This window comes from Acidaminobacterium chupaoyuni (genome assembly GCF_047936785.1).
Taxonomy (GTDB): Bacteria; Bacillota; Clostridia; order Oscillospirales; family Butyricicoccaceae; genus Acidaminobacterium; species Acidaminobacterium chupaoyuni.
The window spans coordinates 860,073-875,134 of the sequence record NZ_CP176394.1 but is presented as its reverse complement, the minus strand read 5'-3'; the positions used below and the strand labels follow the sequence as shown (position 1 = coordinate 875,134).

The 15,062-nt window shown below is 54.2% G+C and carries 15 protein-coding genes; 10 read left to right on the top strand and 5 right to left on the bottom strand.

Annotated elements, in window-relative coordinates:
- Window positions 1-63 precede the first annotated feature (63 nt).
- The 8 genes from ACJA3I_RS04195 (at window position 64) to ACJA3I_RS04160 (ending at window position 7,999) form a co-directional block, all read left to right on the top strand.
- Entirely contained in the window at window positions 64-321 is a 258-nt protein-coding gene (locus ACJA3I_RS04195) for a hypothetical protein (protein ID WP_458863520.1), read from the top strand.
- A 317-nt stretch (window positions 322-638) separates the two neighbouring features.
- On the top strand, window positions 639-1,865 hold the full coding sequence (locus tag ACJA3I_RS04190; protein ID WP_458863519.1) for a CapA family protein: 1,227 nt from the start codon (window positions 639-641) through the stop codon (window positions 1,863-1,865).
- A complete protein-coding gene (dusB, locus tag ACJA3I_RS04185) occupies window positions 1,853-2,818 on the top strand; it encodes a tRNA dihydrouridine synthase DusB (RefSeq protein WP_458863518.1) in 966 nt (321 codons plus the stop codon). The genes ACJA3I_RS04190 and dusB overlap by 13 nt, the downstream gene beginning before the upstream one ends.
- A gap of 26 nt (window positions 2,819-2,844) precedes the next feature.
- A complete protein-coding gene (locus ACJA3I_RS04180) occupies window positions 2,845-3,456 on the top strand; it encodes an RNA polymerase sigma factor (RefSeq protein ID WP_458863517.1) in 612 nt (203 codons plus the stop codon).
- Window positions 3,453-4,286: an anti-sigma factor family protein gene (locus tag ACJA3I_RS04175; RefSeq protein WP_458863516.1), complete on the top strand. Its 834-nt coding sequence runs from the start codon at window positions 3,453-3,455 to the stop codon at window positions 4,284-4,286. The genes ACJA3I_RS04180 and ACJA3I_RS04175 overlap by 4 nt, the downstream gene beginning before the upstream one ends.
- A 101-nt stretch (window positions 4,287-4,387) precedes the next feature.
- Window positions 4,388-5,848 carry a spore germination protein gene (locus ACJA3I_RS04170; RefSeq protein WP_458863515.1) on the top strand — a complete coding sequence of 487 codons (1,461 nt, stop codon included), beginning with the start codon at window positions 4,388-4,390 and terminating at the stop codon, window positions 5,846-5,848.
- The gene (locus ACJA3I_RS04165; RefSeq protein WP_458863514.1) at window positions 5,835-6,932 is read left to right on the top strand and encodes a Ger(x)C family spore germination protein; all 1,098 of its coding nucleotides are present in this window, start codon (window positions 5,835-5,837) and stop codon (window positions 6,930-6,932) included. Before ACJA3I_RS04170 ends, ACJA3I_RS04165 begins: the two co-directional genes overlap by 14 nt.
- Window positions 6,932-7,999: a GerAB/ArcD/ProY family transporter gene (locus tag ACJA3I_RS04160; protein WP_458863513.1), complete on the top strand. Its 1,068-nt coding sequence runs from the start codon at window positions 6,932-6,934 to the stop codon at window positions 7,997-7,999. The genes ACJA3I_RS04165 and ACJA3I_RS04160 overlap by 1 nt, the downstream gene beginning before the upstream one ends.
- Window positions 8,000-8,008: 9 nt before the next feature.
- Here the strand turns inward: ACJA3I_RS04160 and ACJA3I_RS04155 are convergent, their stop codons facing one another.
- A complete protein-coding gene (locus tag ACJA3I_RS04155; RefSeq protein WP_458863512.1) occupies window positions 8,009-8,197 on the bottom strand; it encodes a hypothetical protein in 189 nt (62 codons plus the stop codon).
- A 165-nt stretch (window positions 8,198-8,362) separates the two neighbouring features.
- Here ACJA3I_RS04155 and ACJA3I_RS04150 point away from each other — a divergent pair, with 165 nt between their 5' ends.
- Complete coding sequence (locus ACJA3I_RS04150) at window positions 8,363-8,611, top strand: helix-turn-helix domain-containing protein (RefSeq protein WP_458863511.1); 249 nt, start codon at window positions 8,363-8,365, stop codon at window positions 8,609-8,611.
- 112 nt (window positions 8,612-8,723) lie between these two features.
- On the opposite strand, the gene ACJA3I_RS04145 is transcribed toward ACJA3I_RS04150, so the two are convergent.
- The 3 genes from ACJA3I_RS04145 to ACJA3I_RS04135 all read right to left on the bottom strand — a co-directional run bounded on the left by ACJA3I_RS04145 (window position 8,724) and on the right by ACJA3I_RS04135 (window position 12,471).
- Complete coding sequence (locus ACJA3I_RS04145) at window positions 8,724-9,929, bottom strand: alanyl-tRNA editing protein (RefSeq protein ID WP_458863510.1); 1,206 nt, start codon at window positions 9,927-9,929, stop codon at window positions 8,724-8,726.
- A 30-nt stretch (window positions 9,930-9,959) separates the two neighbouring features.
- Window positions 9,960-10,619: an HD domain-containing protein gene (locus ACJA3I_RS04140; RefSeq protein ID WP_458863509.1), complete on the bottom strand. Its 660-nt coding sequence runs from the start codon at window positions 10,617-10,619 to the stop codon at window positions 9,960-9,962.
- Window positions 10,620-10,830: 211 nt separating this feature from the next.
- Window positions 10,831-12,471, bottom strand: coding sequence for a peptidoglycan DD-metalloendopeptidase family protein (locus ACJA3I_RS04135; RefSeq protein WP_458863508.1), 1,641 nt, complete (start codon window positions 12,469-12,471; stop codon window positions 10,831-10,833).
- Between the two features lie 361 nt (window positions 12,472-12,832).
- Between ACJA3I_RS04135 and ACJA3I_RS04130 the strand changes: the two genes are divergently transcribed.
- Window positions 12,833-14,089, top strand: coding sequence for an MFS transporter (locus ACJA3I_RS04130; protein ID WP_458863507.1), 1,257 nt, complete (start codon window positions 12,833-12,835; stop codon window positions 14,087-14,089).
- Window positions 14,090-14,232: 143 nt separating this feature from the next.
- On the opposite strand, the gene ACJA3I_RS04125 is transcribed toward ACJA3I_RS04130, so the two are convergent.
- On the bottom strand, window positions 14,233-15,045 hold the full coding sequence (locus ACJA3I_RS04125) for an SGNH/GDSL hydrolase family protein (RefSeq protein WP_458863820.1): 813 nt from the start codon (window positions 15,043-15,045) through the stop codon (window positions 14,233-14,235).
- Window positions 15,046-15,062 lie beyond the last annotated feature (17 nt).

Sequence of the window (15,062 nt, the reverse complement as noted above, 5' to 3'; positions counted from 1 at the left end):
AAAAGCGAAAGAACCGCGGTTTTCGCGGGCCGTTATATTTTGCGGGGTGGAGGATCACATCGTATGGTAAAAGGCGTTTCCAAGCGGGCGGTTGTGGTTCGTCCCCAAGACAGCAAGTTGTTCGAACAGGCGATTTTTATCGTGGCGGAGCAAACGGCGCCCCCCATGACCAAGCGTGAAATGCTCAGCGAGGCCACTCGATTGGCAAGCGGCTGCGCTTCTAAAAATGCTTCTGTCAGAAATTTTCGTTCCCACTGGCTGTTTTTTGCGGGGATGGGTGCAACAGGCATTCTTTGGCTTCTCAGCGTTCTGCTTTTTTAAAAACCAAACCGTTTTTCTCGAAACCGCCGGGCGTTTTTCCGTTTCGGCGGTTTTGTGCTGTCCGGAGGGGCTTTTGCGCGGTGGCGGCGCTTTTCTGTTTTTCTAACATCTTCCAATCATCCTTTTCCGCCTTTCGCTGAAATTTTGTTTGCCTTATGCACTGTTTTTTAATAGAATAGGAATAGAGATTTTGTCAATTTCTAAGATTTGTTTCACAAAAACGCCGTTTTTTGTATTTTTTATCTTAAATAATACTATTTGTTATGAGTTCAGGTTTCGTTTTTTGTGATCCGCCGATGTAAAATAAGGAGATTTTCATGAACCGAACCGCTTTTTCCCGCTTTGCCGCCGTGCTGATGCTGCTGGCGCTCACCGTTTCTCTGTTTGGCTGTTCTTCCACTGCACAGCCCGCCGAAAGCGGCAAACCCGCCTCGCAGAATGCCGACGCGCCGGCAAACACCCCCGCCGAAACCCCCGCGCAGACACCGGCCGCCGAAGAACCCAAGCGCGCCACTTTGATCGCGGTGGGCGACAACCTTTTACATAACACCGTTTCTATGGATTGCAAGACCGCGGACGGCGGTTTTGATTTCACCCATTTATATGCTTCCGTCGCCCCCTATGCTTCGGCCGCCGATATCGCCTTTGTCAATCAGGAAGTTCCTTTGGGCGGAACGGAGCTGGGCATCGGTAAATATCCTTCGCTCAACGCCCCTCAGGAAGCCGGCAGAGCCCTTGCGGCCGCGGGCTTCAACCTTGTCAACGAAGCCACGAACCACGCTCTGGATAAACGCCAGCAGGGGCTGATGAACACGCTTGCCCTCTGGAAAGAGCTTCAGATCCCCGTCATCGGCGCTTTTTCCACCGAAGAAGAAAGCAAACAGCCCTGCCTGATCGAAAAAAACGGCATCAAATTCGGGTTTGTGGGTTATACCTACGGAACCAACGGCATTCCTCTGCCCGCGGATAAGCCCTGGTGTGTTTCGCTGATCGATGAAGCAAAGATCCGCGCCGATCTTGCGGCGCTGCGCCCCCAATGCGATTATCTGGTGGTTTCCATGCATTGGGGCACGGAATATCAGCTGAAAGAAAACGCTGTGCAGGATGGTCTGGCCCGGCTGCTGGCCGATTGCGGGGCCGATCTCATCATCGGCCACCACCCCCATGTGATCCAGCCCGCCGCGTGGCTCGACCGTGCGGATGGCGGCAAAACCTTCTGTGTTTATTCCCTCGGCAATTTCATTTCGGGCCAGCAGAAAAAAAACACCATGCTGGGCGGAATGCTGGGGCTCACCGTGGTGAAAGCCGCCGATGGCACCGTCACCACCGAAAACCCCGGCCTGCTGCCGCTGATGACCCATTATGAAAACGGCGCCAAGCATTTCGGCGTTTTCCCGCTGGAAGATTACACCGCCGGGCAAATGGCCCTGCATGCCATCAAAAAGTATGATTCCCCCATTTCGTTAGAGGGCTATCAGGCGCTTGCGCAGCAGGTGTTCGGCGAATTTTTGAAAACAAAGGAGACCTTCGCGTGCCGGCCATAAAAGATTTATCCTTTGAAAACCCGCTGCTTCTGGGGCCCATGGCGGGCGTCACCGATTCGGCCTTCCGCAGCGTTTGCCGCCGTTTCGGCGCGGCGGGCTGCTACACCGAAATGGTCAGCGCCAAGGCCCTGACCTATCATGATAAAAAAACCCGTGAGCTTTTGTTCATCGCGCCCGAGGAACATCCCTGCGGCGCACAGATCTTCGGTTCCGATCCTTCCGTCTGCGCCGAAGCCGCCGTGATGGCCCTTGAAATTTCCGGCGCCGATTTTCTTGATATCAACATGGGCTGCCCTGTTCCCAAAATCGTGAACAACGGCGAAGGCAGCGCGCTGATGCGCGACCCTGCCGCCGCCGAACGCTTGATCGCGGCCGTGCGCAAGAAAATTTCCGTGCCGCTGACCGTTAAATTCCGCAAAGGCTTTGACGAAGATCACTGCAACGCGGTGGAATTCGCCAGAATGGCCGAAAGCGCGGGCGCCGATGCCCTTTGCGTCCATGGGCGCACACGCCGCCAGATGTATGCGGGCAAAAGCGATTTTTCCATCATCGAGCAGGTGAAACAGGCCGTTTCCGTTCCCGTGATCGCCAGCGGCGATATGTTCACGGGGGAAGACGCCGCAAACGCCCTGCGCCGCGGAATCGATTTTGTGATGGTGGCCCGCGGGGCGCAAGGCGACCCGCTTGTTTTCCGCCGGATGCTTGCCGCTTTGGAAAACCGCCCCTGCCCGCCGCAGGATCTGGCCGATCTGCTGGCCATCATGCAGCAGCATATTGCTTTGATGTGTGAGCGAAAGGGCGAAGCCCGCGCCATTCCCGAAGCCCGGAAACACATTCTCTGGTATCTGAAAGGGGTTGCGGGCGCAAAACCTTATAAACTGCGTTTTGCCCAAGTCGCTTCCCGCCGCGAGATCGCCGAGCTTTGCGGCGAGATGCTGCGTCAGCTTGCATGAGATTTGAAAAATGAGGTGATCCATCCATGAACGAAACCGATATTGTCCGCCGCGCCAAGCAGGGCGACAGCCATGCCTTTGAACAGCTGGTGACGCAATATGAAAAACAGATCTATAACCTTGCCTATCATTACACGGGCAATGAGCATGACGCCATGGATGCCTCGCAGGAAATTTTTCTGAAAGTTTATCGCTTTTTGCCCCAGTTCAATGAAGAAAGCCTTTTTTCCACCTGGCTTTACCGGGTGGCTTCCAATGTCTGCAAAGATGTTCTGCGCAAGCGCTATGCCAAAAACGAAGTTTCTTTTTCCGTTTTCAATGATGATGAAGAAGAATATACCTTTGATGTGCCCGATATGCGCTATGACCCTTCCAGCGAGCTGGAACGCAAGGAATTGCGCAAAGAGATCCATCAAAGCCTTTCCGCTTTATCCCCCGATCACCGTGAAATTCTGATCTTGCGCGATATTGTGGGGCTTTCTTATGAAGATATCTCTTCTTCGCTGGAACTGGGCCAGGGAACCGTGAAATCGCGCATTGCCCGCGCCCGCGAAAAGCTTCGCGCAAAGCTGGCGGAAAACGGGAACTTTTTCGCCAGGCCTGCGTCTAAATCTTCGAAGGGGGGCGTTGAAAAATGACGGCTTGTCAAAAATATATTGAAAAAATGAACTGTTATCTGGATGGCGAGCTGCCCGCCTCTGAAATTTCCGATCTTTTGGCTCACCTGGAAGAATGCCCCGCCTGCCGCGCCCGCTTTGAGGCCACGCGCCTGCTTTCTTATGAGCTGCGCCATTTGCAGAAAGAGCCCCCGCCCCAGCTTCACCAATCGATCATGGCGTCGATCAAATCCACCACCCAAAAACAACCCCGTTCCTATTTTCGCATCTTCTCTTCGCTGGCGGCCACCGCCGCGCTGCTGCTGTTTCTGTTCAGCGGCGCTTCCGAACATCTGAGCGGGTTTTATCTGTTCGGCCATCAGTGGGGCGCAGATGGCGCCGCCACCGAAAACGCTGCCACCAAAAGCGCTGCGCTGCCCGAAGCCGCGGCCAGAAGCGTTTCGCCCGCCGCAAACGACCCCAACGGCAGCACAGACGGCACAGCCGATGGCGCAGTGAGCAGCTTTGCCGCGCCCGCGCCGAATGACACCGCCGAAAGCAGCGCTTCGGGGCTGCCGAAAACCGCTTCTGCCGATCGCTTTTATGTGCCCTCTTTAGAAACCGATGAGCTTTTCGCGTTTTATACCATCGCCACCGGCAGCGGCGCCCTGCCCGCCGAATTTTCGGCCGATGACATTGTTTCGTATCCCGAAAAAAAACAGACCTATATTTATGTGAACACCTCCAAATTCACGCAAAGCGAAATTCGCCAGATGCTGAGAAACGCGGGGTATACCCTGGCGCCTTCGCCCTATCATCTGCCCAAAACAGATCCTTCGGCCAAATTCGGGCTGATCGTGATCTTTGGCTGATGCCTCTTCGATTTTTACCGCATTCCGTTGGAATGCGGTATTTTTTTATTCTTTTTCGGCCATACTTTCACATGAGTTTTGATGAAACGGAGGATCGGCAGATGGAAAAACAGCTTTTGCCTTCGGTGGAAGAAAATATTCGCTTGTTTCAACAGCTTTTCGAAGGCGATTCCACGGTTATTTATCGGCGCTTCGCCACGGGCGGCGCTTCGCCGCTGAGCTGCTGCATGATCTATTGCGACGGCATGGTCAATAACCTGGTCATCAACCAAAGCGTTCTGATGGCTCTTCACGGCTTTGCCTATGAGAACTTTTCGCCCAAAGCAGACCGGCTTGAAACCATCGCGCGCCATGGCCTGCAAATCAACGAAATCAAGCGCACCCGCGATGTGGATTCCATCGTGCGCAGCATCGTTTACGGCGATACCCTTCTGCTTTGCCAGGGCTGTGAAGACGGGTTGATTTTAAACACCAAAGGGTTCACCATGCGTTCGATTTCGGAACCCGACGCCGAGCAGGTGGTGCGCGGCCCTCACGAAGGCTTCACCGAAGGGATTTTGATGAATATTTCCATGCTGCGCCGCAAACTGCGTACGCCCGATTTAAAGTTTGAATTCATAGAGCTGGGCGAAAAAACGAAAACCACCGTCTGCCTTTGCTATTTAAAAGGCACAACCCCCGATTCGCTTTTGGAAACGCTGCGGGGCAGGCTTCGTTCCATTTCCATCGATGGCATTCTGGATGCGAACTACATTCAGGAACTGATTCGCGACCGCCCGTTCAGCTCGTTTAAGACCATCGGCAACACCGAACGCCCCGATGTGGTCACCTCCAAGCTGCTGGAAGGCCGCGCCGCCATTTTGGTGGATGGTTCCCCCGTGGTGCTGACGGCGCCCTATATCCTGATGGAACAGTTCCAAAGCAGCGAAGATTATTATGTCAGCTGGCATTATGCCGCCATCGGCCGCATGATCCGCATTCTGGGGTTTTTCTTCTCGCTTTCCATCGTGCCGGTTTATGTGGCGCTGATCACCTATCACCGCGAAATGCTGCCCGCGCCGCTGCTGTTTTCCATTTCCAGCGCCCGCGAAGGGGTTCCGTTTTCTTCGTTTTTCGAATCGCTTCTGCTGCTGGGCGCTTTTGAAATTTTGCGTGAATCCGGCTCGCGCACGCCTTCCGGCATCGGCACGGCGCTTTCCATCGTGGGCGCGCTGGTGGTGGGGCAGGCGGCGGTGGATGCGCGTTTCATCAGCGCGCCCATGGTGATCATCGTGGCGTTTTCGGGCATCACCGGGCTGATGATGCCGCGCCTGATAGGCTCCATTTTGCTATGGCGGTTTCTGCTTTTGCTGATGGCCGGGTGGCTGGGGCTTTACGGTTATCTTTTGGGTATGCTGACGCTGCTGGCCCATCTTTGCAGCCTTTCTTCGTTCGGGGTGCCTGTTTTAAGCCAGGCCGCGCCTTTGGCCGACCGCCACGAAGATTCTTATATCCGCTATCCCTGGCGGTTCATGCGCGGGTTCGGGCGGTTTCTTTCGGAGGACAGACATGAAAAAAATTAGTCTGCTGCTGCTCTTATGCCTGATGCTCCTGTCGGGATGCACCGATCAGCGCGAAACCGATTCGCTTTCCATCATTTCGGGCGCCGCCGTCGATTTTTCCGAAAAGGGTTACCGCATCACCCATGAACTGGTGGGGCTTCAGGAAGAAGGCAAGGTCATGCCGCGGTTCATCGCCAGTGAAGGCGCTTCGCTGCTTTCGGCGGGGCGCGCCGCGCAGGCCCAGACGGGCCGCACCTTTTATTATGGCCACGCACAGTCGCTGGTCATCAGCGAAGATGTGGCCAAGCAGGGGGTCGCCGCCATCGTCGATTTTACCAGTCGCCAAAAATCCATTGCGCTTTCTCTGCGCCCCCTGATCTCACGGGCCGATACAGCGGCCGATCTGCTGCTGCCCCAGCCTTCCACAGAAGATCTGGCCAGCTATGAATTTTCCAAAATGGCGGGTGGAAGCTCACCCAGCTCGGCGGTGATCGACATGCCCTTTTATCATTTCCAATCCGATCTGAATGAAGTGGGCATTGACCCTGTTTTGCCGGCAGCCAATGTGATAAACGACCCCAAAGACGAACCCAACGCCTATTTCGACGGCACCGCGATCTTTCGCGAAGACCGCCTGGCGGGGTTTTTGGATACCCCGCAAACGCGTCTTCTTTTGTTGATGCGCAACGCGCGGCAGGAAGGGCTTTTGGAAATGGCTTCTGAAGATGTTTCTTTCACGCTTTTCCGCAGCCGATGCAAGATCATTCCCCAATGGAACGACGGCAAGCCTTCGGCCGTGGTTCGGCTTTCGGTTCGCGCCCGCCTGGCGGAAGAAGAAAGCACTGTTTTTGAATCGGCCGAACAAGCGGAAGCGCTTTGCGCCGAGACCCTGCAAAAGCAGCTCGCCGAAACGCTTGCTGTTCTCCAGCAGGAATATCGGGCCGATTCCATCGGCATCGGCCGAACTTTTTCTAAAAAGATGCCCCGCCAGTGGAAAGAGCTTTCTCAAAACTGGCGCTCGATCTATCCCACGCTGCCGATTCAGGTGGAGGTGGATTGCACGCTGGGCGGCTCGGGGCGCACCATGCTCAAGGGGGTGAAATAATGGAGCGTACTTCTCTTTCTTCCCATGCCATGTTTTGTCTTCTCACGCTGTTTTGCGTGGGCAACGCTTCCGTTTTAAGCTCTCTGCCGCTGCGGGATGGCTGGGCTGCTTTTTTACTGGGCGCGCTGTTATTTTTGCCGCTTCTGTTCTGCCTGTTTTCGCTCACCAAAAACTGCTCTTCGCTTCAGGATGTTTTCGCGCCGCTGCCCGCTTTTCTCAAAGGCTTTTTTCGGCTGTTTCTGGGCCTTGCCGCGCTTGGTTCTTCCGTTTTATCTTTGCGCATCACCCTGTGTTTTCTTGCGGAATCTTCGCTGCCCGCCACGCAGCCGTCGCTGATCGCGTTTTTTCTGCTGAGCACCATGCTGCTGTTTCAGCGCAGCGGGCTTCATGCCATGGGCCGCGCCGCGCAAATGGTCTTCCCCGTTATTTTTTCCATTCTGGTGGTCTCGCTTGTCATCAGTGTTCCGCAATTCGATCTCACCCATCTTCTTCCGCTTTTTCAGTCTCCGCAAAAGCTGGCGCGCCCTTCGGTTTCGCTGCTTTTTTTCCCTTATTGCGAGCTGATCTACCCCATGCTTTTGTTTTTCCCGCTGACGCTGCGACAGCCCCGCAAGCAGGCTGTCGGAGCAGTGCTTTTTGCCGCCGGGATGCTTTCCCTTATTTTTGCCAAAAACCTTGTTGTTTTGGGGCTCCCCGCGCTGAAAAGCTATTATTTTCCCTCTTATGCCGTGGCGGGCCTTGTTTCGCTGGGCAATTTTTTCCAGCGGTTTGAAGTTTTCGTGCTTTCCTTCTATTTGCTTTCGCGCTTTTCGAAAACCACCATCACCTTTGCCTTCACCAGCCAGGCTCTGGCGCCGCTGCTGCATCTTTCCCCCGAAAAAGTATCTCTGCTGCAGCTTCCCCTTCTGTTTGCGCTTCCGCTTTTCATCTTTCCCTCTTCCGCCTCGCTTTTCGCCTTTTTAGATCGTTTCCCGCTGACTTACGGCTGGATCGCGCCTTTGGGGCTTGCGGTCATGTGGGCGATCTGCCTGTCCCTGAAAAAAAGAGCGCAAAAAAAGAACGATTAAGGCAAAACCTTAATCGTTTCTTTCTGTTCCCTGTTCTTTTTCTTTGAGCCTCTGCCAAAACTCTTTTGCCTGTTCCTCGGTGATCTCGCGCAGGCTTTCCACCTGAAATCTTTCCATCAGCGCCAGCAGCTGGTTTCCATAACGATCGGAATAACGGGAAATCAAATCAATATATTCCCATTTTTTCTGATGATCCATGGCCTCTTTCCCCTTCCGATGAAAACTTGCATTTTCCAATTATCTTCCGGTTTGATGTTCTTACTATAGCATATTACTCGCTGTTAGTAAATATTATATCACTTTCAGGCTGTACTGTTTCATTTCTATCCCTGTTAGTATCATAAGAGGAAGGATGTGGGGAGATTGCACGAAGAATCAAAAGAGCGATATCGTGAAAAATATCGTCTTCTCGGCCTGAGAATTGCTTATTACCGCAAGATACGAGGCCTGACTCAAGAACAGCTGGCCGAGGCCATGGGCATCAGCTGGTCGTTTTTAAGCCAGATCGAGGCAAACAACGGAACCACCTTAAAAGGGATTTCGCTGAACACCTTGTTTTTGCTTTCCGACACTTTAAAAATCCCACTTGTGAAACTGTTTGAAGAAGAATAAAAAAGGGCAGCAGCCGTGGCTGTTGCCCTTTTTTTATCTTGCAGCGCCCCGCCTTTCCATCATAACAAAAGCATGGCGCAAAGCAGGTCGTTTCCCGCTGTCGTTTTATGCTTTATTCCCCTGCGGCGATCTGTTCTGCCAGAGCTCGAAAATCTTCCGCCGCTTCGGCGGTATAGGGGATCATCCCTTGGGCCGCGATCTTGCTGCCGCCGCCTTTGCCGTTATGCTTTGCCAAAAAATCTTTCATCCGGCGGCCCAAGTCTGCCGCCGTCAGATTTTTCTGCTGCGCCATCAGCAAAGTCAGCTGATCGCCTTGGCGGCAGGTCAGCGCCGCAAACACCGCTTCTTCGGCCGTGAGCCTGTCGCAAAGCGCCTTGAGTTCTTTGGTTTCGCGGTCTTCACCGGCCGCGAAAATAAAGCGTCCGTGAGCCGCGGGCCGCGCCTTGGCCCATAACAGCTGTTCTTCGGCGGCCAGCGCTTTTTCTTTCAGGATGCGGCATTCTTCCTCCAGTTCTTCCGCCCGCCGGAAAGCACGGCAGATCTTCTCTTCGGTTTCCGCCGGTGTTCCCGTTCCCGCCAGCGTCCCCAGCCGCAAAACGCGCAGATCGGCCATGGCTTCATATTCTTCGGCCCGGGCCCCCGCCACAAAATAAAGGCGATAGACCCCGCGCACCATCTTGCTGCCGATCAGGCGGATGGGCGCCGTGTCGGCGGTATCGGCGCAATGGGTGCCGCCGCAGGCATTGCAATCGAACCCTTCGATTTCCACCAGACGGATGCGCTCATGCGGGGTAATCTTGCCGCGCACCGTTCTTTTGGCCGCTTCTTCGGGCGTATGATAGGTGCAGCAAAACGGCAGCGCCGCCCGCGTGATCTCGCGGGCTTTCTTCATCACGGCCATCAGCTGTTCTTCTGTTAAAGGCGCGGCCAGTTCGATATGGGAAGATTCTTTTTCGATTCTGGCGATCACTGTGGGAACGCCGCAAAGCTGATCGATGACCGCCGAAAGCAAATGCTGAGCCGAATGCTGCTGCATATGGTCGTGGCGCTGCTCCAGTGAAATTCTGCATTTCAGCGGCGTTTCGCAGGGCAGCTTTTTCACCAGATGCCAGATGGTGCCCTCTTCTTCAAAAACATCCAGCACGGCCTCTTCCCCCAGGGTGCCCGCTTCGCAGGGCTGACCGCCCCCTCTGGGGAAAAAGATCGTCTGGCTCAAACAAACCAGAACCCCCTCTTTCACGGGCTTTGTGCGCAGGATCTCTGTATCGATTTCCCCCAGCATGGGCTGTTCATCAAATATACGCTTTGTAATTTCCATTTTACTTTTTCCTTTTTGAATATTTTTATCTTATAAAAGCTGTGTTTCGTTGATGCGAAGCTGAAATTTCAGCTGTAAAAATTCAGCCGCCTTACGGCACATCAGCATACGCGTTAAGAAGATCTCAAAATAATCCATCACCGCGCTGATGGAAGTATCGATGGAAAGGGAAAGGGTTATTTTCTTGTTTTCCACATCCAGCAGCAGCTCGGCGCGATCAACGGCATAATTGACGCGGTCGTGGATATCCGTTTCCACGGTGCTGACCTTTCTCACGCGGCTTCTGCGCACATCGCATTTATCCGCCAGAATCAGCGCGGCCGAAATGGGGCTGACGGCTGTGCCTGTGTGTTCATCATGATTGCCGATGGCGGCGATCACCTCGGCCACCTCTTCGGCGTTCATCCCCAGGCGGCTCAACAGCTGAAAGGCCATCAGCGCGCCCGTATGGGCATGGTCATTGCGGTTGATGCAGTTGCCGATATCATGAAGATAACCCGCAATGCGGGCCAGTTCCGCCACGCGCGGCTCATAGCCCAGCTTCAGCAGCAGATCAGACGCCTGTTTGGCGCAGATGCCGGCATGGGCAAAGCCATGCTCTGTGAAGCCCACAACACCCAGCACCTCATTGCCCTTTTGCAGATAGGCGCGAATGGTTTCATCGTTTTTGACCGTTTCAAAATTCATCATGGTCCTCCGCCCTCCCCGCCTCTTGCGGCAGGTTTTGTTTTCCGGCGCGTTTGCCTGTTCTCTGTTTCAAAAAGCGGCGCCGCCTTTGTTTATCATACCATATCCCGCCGCGGCTGAACAGGGGGCGGGACCGCGGGGGCCTGCGCCACCTTTTGCCCGGCAAAAAAGAAAAAAGCGCCGCGGAAAATTTTCCGCGGCGCAGAGAATGCTTTTACTTCAGATATTTGTTGGGGTTCACATGCTTGCCGTTGATGCGCACTTCAAAATGGCAGTGGGGGCCTGTGCTGCGCCCTGTGCTGCCCAGCTTGGAGATCTGTTCGCCCTGGGCCACCTTTTGGCCGACTTTCACGGTCAGCGCGCTGTTATGCGCATATAAGGTGGTCAGCCCGTTGCCGTGGTTGATGATGACGCAATTGCCGTAATTGCCGTTCCAGCCCGCGAAGATCACGGTGCCGCCATCGGCCGCCACAACGGGGCTGCCTTTCACGCCGGCCAAATCGATGCCGGTGTGGAATTCAGAGCCGCGGTAGCCATAGCCCGAAGAACGGATGCCACGGAACGGAAGGATGAAATAGCCCTTCGCCGCCTTTGCGGGAAGTTCTTTTGTGCCGATCACTTTGATTTCGTTTTGGGGCTGAGAAAGAATATCCCATTCCAAAATCGCGCGGTTTTGTTCAACGCCGTCGATGCTCACCACATCGGCCACCACATCGGCCACGCCGTTGGCGCCCGTCTGGGCGATCTTGCTTTGGTTCTTATAAAGCGCGTCGCTGTATTGCACTTCGGAAGCATAAGCGATCTCGCGGGTATAACGCTCTCTCGTTGTGGTCTTCACCGAAACCAGAGGGCTGCTGTCGGCCAGTTTGATCTGCTGCCCTTCGTGGATCCTGGTGGGGTCGATCTGGGGGTTGAGGCCCTGCACCTGTTCCAGAGTCATGCCGTAAGTCTGGGCGATCTGGCTTAAGGTGTCGCCTTGGCGGATGGCATACATCTGCGTGCCCGAGGCGTTATTTTTAAGGCTCTGCTCGATTTCGGCGACCGTTTTCACATAGGAATTTGCCACAGGCCGCTGTTCGATGGTAATATTCTGAACGAATTCTGCGCGGGTGTTGCCGTTTGTGCCGGTATGGGCGCTGAGAATGCGCTGTTTCAGCAGTTCCAAAGCGGTTTTGCTGGCGTTTGCGCCAACGATCTGCCCATCCACCGAAAGCACATACTGCGTGGAAACTTCGTCAACAGAAGCAAACAGCTGCTCTTTCACCGATTCCGCGTTTAAATATTGATCTCGCTGCACATAGCCCAGCGAATAGCCGATATCGGCGGAAAGCGTGTAGGGGCGGCCCAGATAGCCGCTGGTGCGCTCTTCCACTTCATCGATGAGTTTTTCCACTTCATCGCGTGATTCCACATAACCGATGCTTTTGCCGTTTAAGGTCACTTCGATGCCGATGCCGAAATAGCTGGCCGAGAACACAAGGATGGTCGCCGTGGCAAGCAAAGCGCAGGCAGGCGTTCTGCCGCGTTTGCGGCGGGCGTTTTTCACCAAAGTGTCGATATATGCCTGATGGATCTTTTCTTCCGCTGCCTGACAGAAAGCCGCGAAACGCACCGCCGAATTGCCGAACAGGCCGGTGCAGGCTTCCCAAAGCATCACAAGAATCGCCATCAGCGCGCAGGTTAAAATTCTGATAAAAGCTCTGCCCTTGCCCAAAACGCGGCGCACCAGTTGGCGCAGGTTTCTCACGGCCGGCAGATTAGCGCCCAGATTGAAAGCGCGTTCGCTGTGCAGTTTGGCCTTGACCAGGCTCCGGCGATAGAAATGCCGAAATGCACTGTGCTTTTGTTTGTTCATTCGCGCGGGCCTCCTACTGTTACAAATTTGATGTGCTTGATTACAATTCGGTAACAAGCATACTTATAATACTCTTTGCGGGGGGCAAATGTCAAGAGAAAATTACAAACCGGTTACTTTTTGTTCAGCGCATTCGACCATTTTTTTGAGGATATGGCAATTTTCTGTAACCTTTTCGATTCTTTTAAAAACTTTGCGCGTTCTCTGTAAATTTCAGAAGTATTTTTTTATGATCTATGATATGATAGAAATGCTGTTTTTTTAAAAGTGTTTCGGGCGGCAAAAGAAATCGGTCCCTGCGGCCGGTGGGTTCGCGCGGGCTTTTTTAGGATTTCATTCTGATCAGGAAGGTGCTGCCCCTATGATTTCAACCCCTCAACGCCTTACCCCCACAGAGAAAAGCTGGATTCTTTATGATGTGGCAAACTCGGCGTTCACACTGCTCATTTCCACGATTTTGCCCATCTTTTCAAATATGCTGGCCCAAAAGGCCGGCTACACCGCAAACCAGGCCACCGCGGTGTGGAGCTACCTTGCCTCGCTTTCCACTTTGGTGTTCGTGGTGGCGGGCCCGATCCTGGGCGCGTTGGCCGATCATGAAAACCAGAAGAAAAAATTCTTTCTGGTTTCTCTGATCGTGGGCGTGGCGGGCTGCCTGGTGATGGGGCTTGCCAAAAGCTGGGTCTGGTTCCTGGCGCTTTTTTTCCTTGCCAAGGTGGGCTATAACGCCTCTCTTATCTTCTATGACAGCATGCTCACGGATGTTTGCGAAGATGAGCGGATGGATCGCGTTTCTTCCATGGGCTATGCCTTCGGCTATCTGGGCAGCTGCCTGCCGTTTTTGCTGGGGCTGGGCTGCGTGCTGCTTTCCCAGCGCAAAGATCCGCCGTTTTCCGTGGCGGTGGGCTGTCTGCTGGCCCTGTGCATCTGCGCGGCATGGTGGGCGCTGCTTTCTCTGCCGCTTCTGCGCCGCTATCGCCAGCGCTATTTTGTTTCTTCCCAGCATCATCTGCGCGACAGTTTCCGCCAGCTGGGCCACACTTTGAAAACCGCCCGCCAATACCGCCCCGCTTTTCTGTTTCTGCTTGCTTTCTTCTTTTATATCGACGGGGTCTATACCATCATCGAAATCGCCACGCCTTACGGCATCAGCATGGGCATCGGCACAACCCACCTGCTTTTGGCGCTTTTGCTGACGCAGCTGGTGGCTTTTCCCTTTGCGCTGTTGTTCGGGCGTCTTTCCGCCCGCTATCCCACGCGCCGCATATTGGAATGTGCCATCGTTTTCTATCTGGGCATCACGCTTTTCGCCTTCCAGCTGAACCACGCCTGGGAATTCTGGCTGCTGGCCGTTCTGGTGGGCATGGTGCAGGGCGGCATTCAGGCGCTTTCCCGTTCCTATTTCGCCAAACTTGTGCCCAAAGAGCATTCCAACGAATTTTTCGGGTTTTATGATATCTTCGGCAAAAGCGCTTCGGTTCTGGGCACTTTTATCATGGGGCTGGTCACGCATCTTTCCGACCGGCCGAATCTGGGCATTCTGCCCATCTCGGTGATGTTCCTGATCGGCCTGCTGATCCTGCGCGCCGTTCCCGTCACCGCCGCCGACAGGAACTGAGAGTTCCCCCTGTTTTTCCTTATTCTTCCCAAATCACATAAAAAACCCTTGCCGGAAAATTTTTTTCGGCAAGGGTTTTTCTTTTGAAGCCGCATTCCGCGGCGGGATCGCGATGCTTTTCATGGTTATTTCTAAAAATATTTTTACTGCCAATATCCCAGCTGTCTGCCTTTTTGATAAACGCCGACCGCCTGTGCATAATATCCGTAAGAGTTGAAATGTGTCCAGTCCGCGCGCAGCCGGGCGGAAATATTGCCCTGCCGCGCGGCGGCTTCATCGGCCGGTGTCGCTTTCCAGCCCACAAGTTCCAGGCCGTTCTCGATCAAAAACACCCTCATATTGATAAAATGGTCGCCAAAGGCTTCGCGCAGAGCGTTTTCCCATGCGGTCTCCGTTGTGCCGCTGCCTCTTGCGCCATGGGGGTCGGCCGAATTCAGCGGGTCGTCGGTATCGCCGATGATGATATACTTCTCACAGGCGGCGTGCGCGAGCATCGCCCGATACTGCGCGATGAGCTCGTCATAATCTTTCCAGCCGCCGTTGCTGCCCATTTCCAAAATCAGAATATCGCCGGGGTGGCTTTCCGCCTGCCGCATCACATCGCGATCGATGACATCATAGGCGGAAAGAGGTTGCTCGGGAACGGTTCCGCCCTGCATGATGCTGATTTCTTCTGAAGTTGCGCCGAAAACCCCGAAATTGCAGGTCTTGATGCCGGTGAGCCGCTGTAAGACTTCGGGATAAGAAAGGTCGCTGATATCATAGCGGTTCCCATCCAGCGAAAGGATGGCTTCCGACGCCCCATAACCCGCAGTCATGCTGTCGCCCCAGCAAACGATTTCTTTTTTCTGCGGCCCGCTTCCGCCGGGCAGAGAAAGGCTGAATTCAGAGGCCGGGATGGCGCAGAGCCCCAGAAAAAGCAACACACACAAACCGGCAAATTTTAATTTCTTCATCAAATCACAGCGATCTG

Bases quoted from the DNA above. Each gene is read 5' to 3' on its own strand.
- ACJA3I_RS04190 (WP_458863519.1), top strand. From the start codon at position 639: ATGAACCGAACCGCTTTTTCCCGCTTTGCCGCCGTGCTGATGCTGCTG.
- ACJA3I_RS04160 (WP_458863513.1), top strand. From the start codon at position 6,932: ATGGAGCGTACTTCTCTTTCTTCCCATGCCATGTTTTGTCTTCTCACG.
- ACJA3I_RS04145 (WP_458863510.1), bottom strand. From the start codon at position 9,929: ATGGAAATTACAAAGCGTATATTTGATGAACAGCCCATGCTGGGGGAA.
- ACJA3I_RS04140 (WP_458863509.1), bottom strand. From the start codon at position 10,619: ATGATGAATTTTGAAACGGTCAAAAACGATGAAACCATTCGCGCCTAT.
- ACJA3I_RS04125 (WP_458863820.1), bottom strand. From the start codon at position 15,045: ATGAAGAAATTAAAATTTGCCGGTTTGTGTGTGTTGCTTTTTCTGGGG.
- ACJA3I_RS04180 (WP_458863517.1), top strand. From the start codon at position 2,845: ATGAACGAAACCGATATTGTCCGCCGCGCCAAGCAGGGCGACAGCCAT.
- ACJA3I_RS04170 (WP_458863515.1), top strand. From the start codon at position 4,388: ATGGAAAAACAGCTTTTGCCTTCGGTGGAAGAAAATATTCGCTTGTTT.
- ACJA3I_RS04155 (WP_458863512.1), bottom strand. From the start codon at position 8,197: ATGGATCATCAGAAAAAATGGGAATATATTGATTTGATTTCCCGTTAT.
- ACJA3I_RS04195 (WP_458863520.1), top strand. From the start codon at position 64: ATGGTAAAAGGCGTTTCCAAGCGGGCGGTTGTGGTTCGTCCCCAAGAC.
- ACJA3I_RS04165 (WP_458863514.1), top strand. From the start codon at position 5,835: ATGAAAAAAATTAGTCTGCTGCTGCTCTTATGCCTGATGCTCCTGTCG.
- ACJA3I_RS04135 (WP_458863508.1), bottom strand. From the start codon at position 12,471: ATGAACAAACAAAAGCACAGTGCATTTCGGCATTTCTATCGCCGGAGC.
- ACJA3I_RS04130 (WP_458863507.1), top strand. From the start codon at position 12,833: ATGATTTCAACCCCTCAACGCCTTACCCCCACAGAGAAAAGCTGGATT.
- ACJA3I_RS04175 (WP_458863516.1), top strand. From the start codon at position 3,453: ATGACGGCTTGTCAAAAATATATTGAAAAAATGAACTGTTATCTGGAT.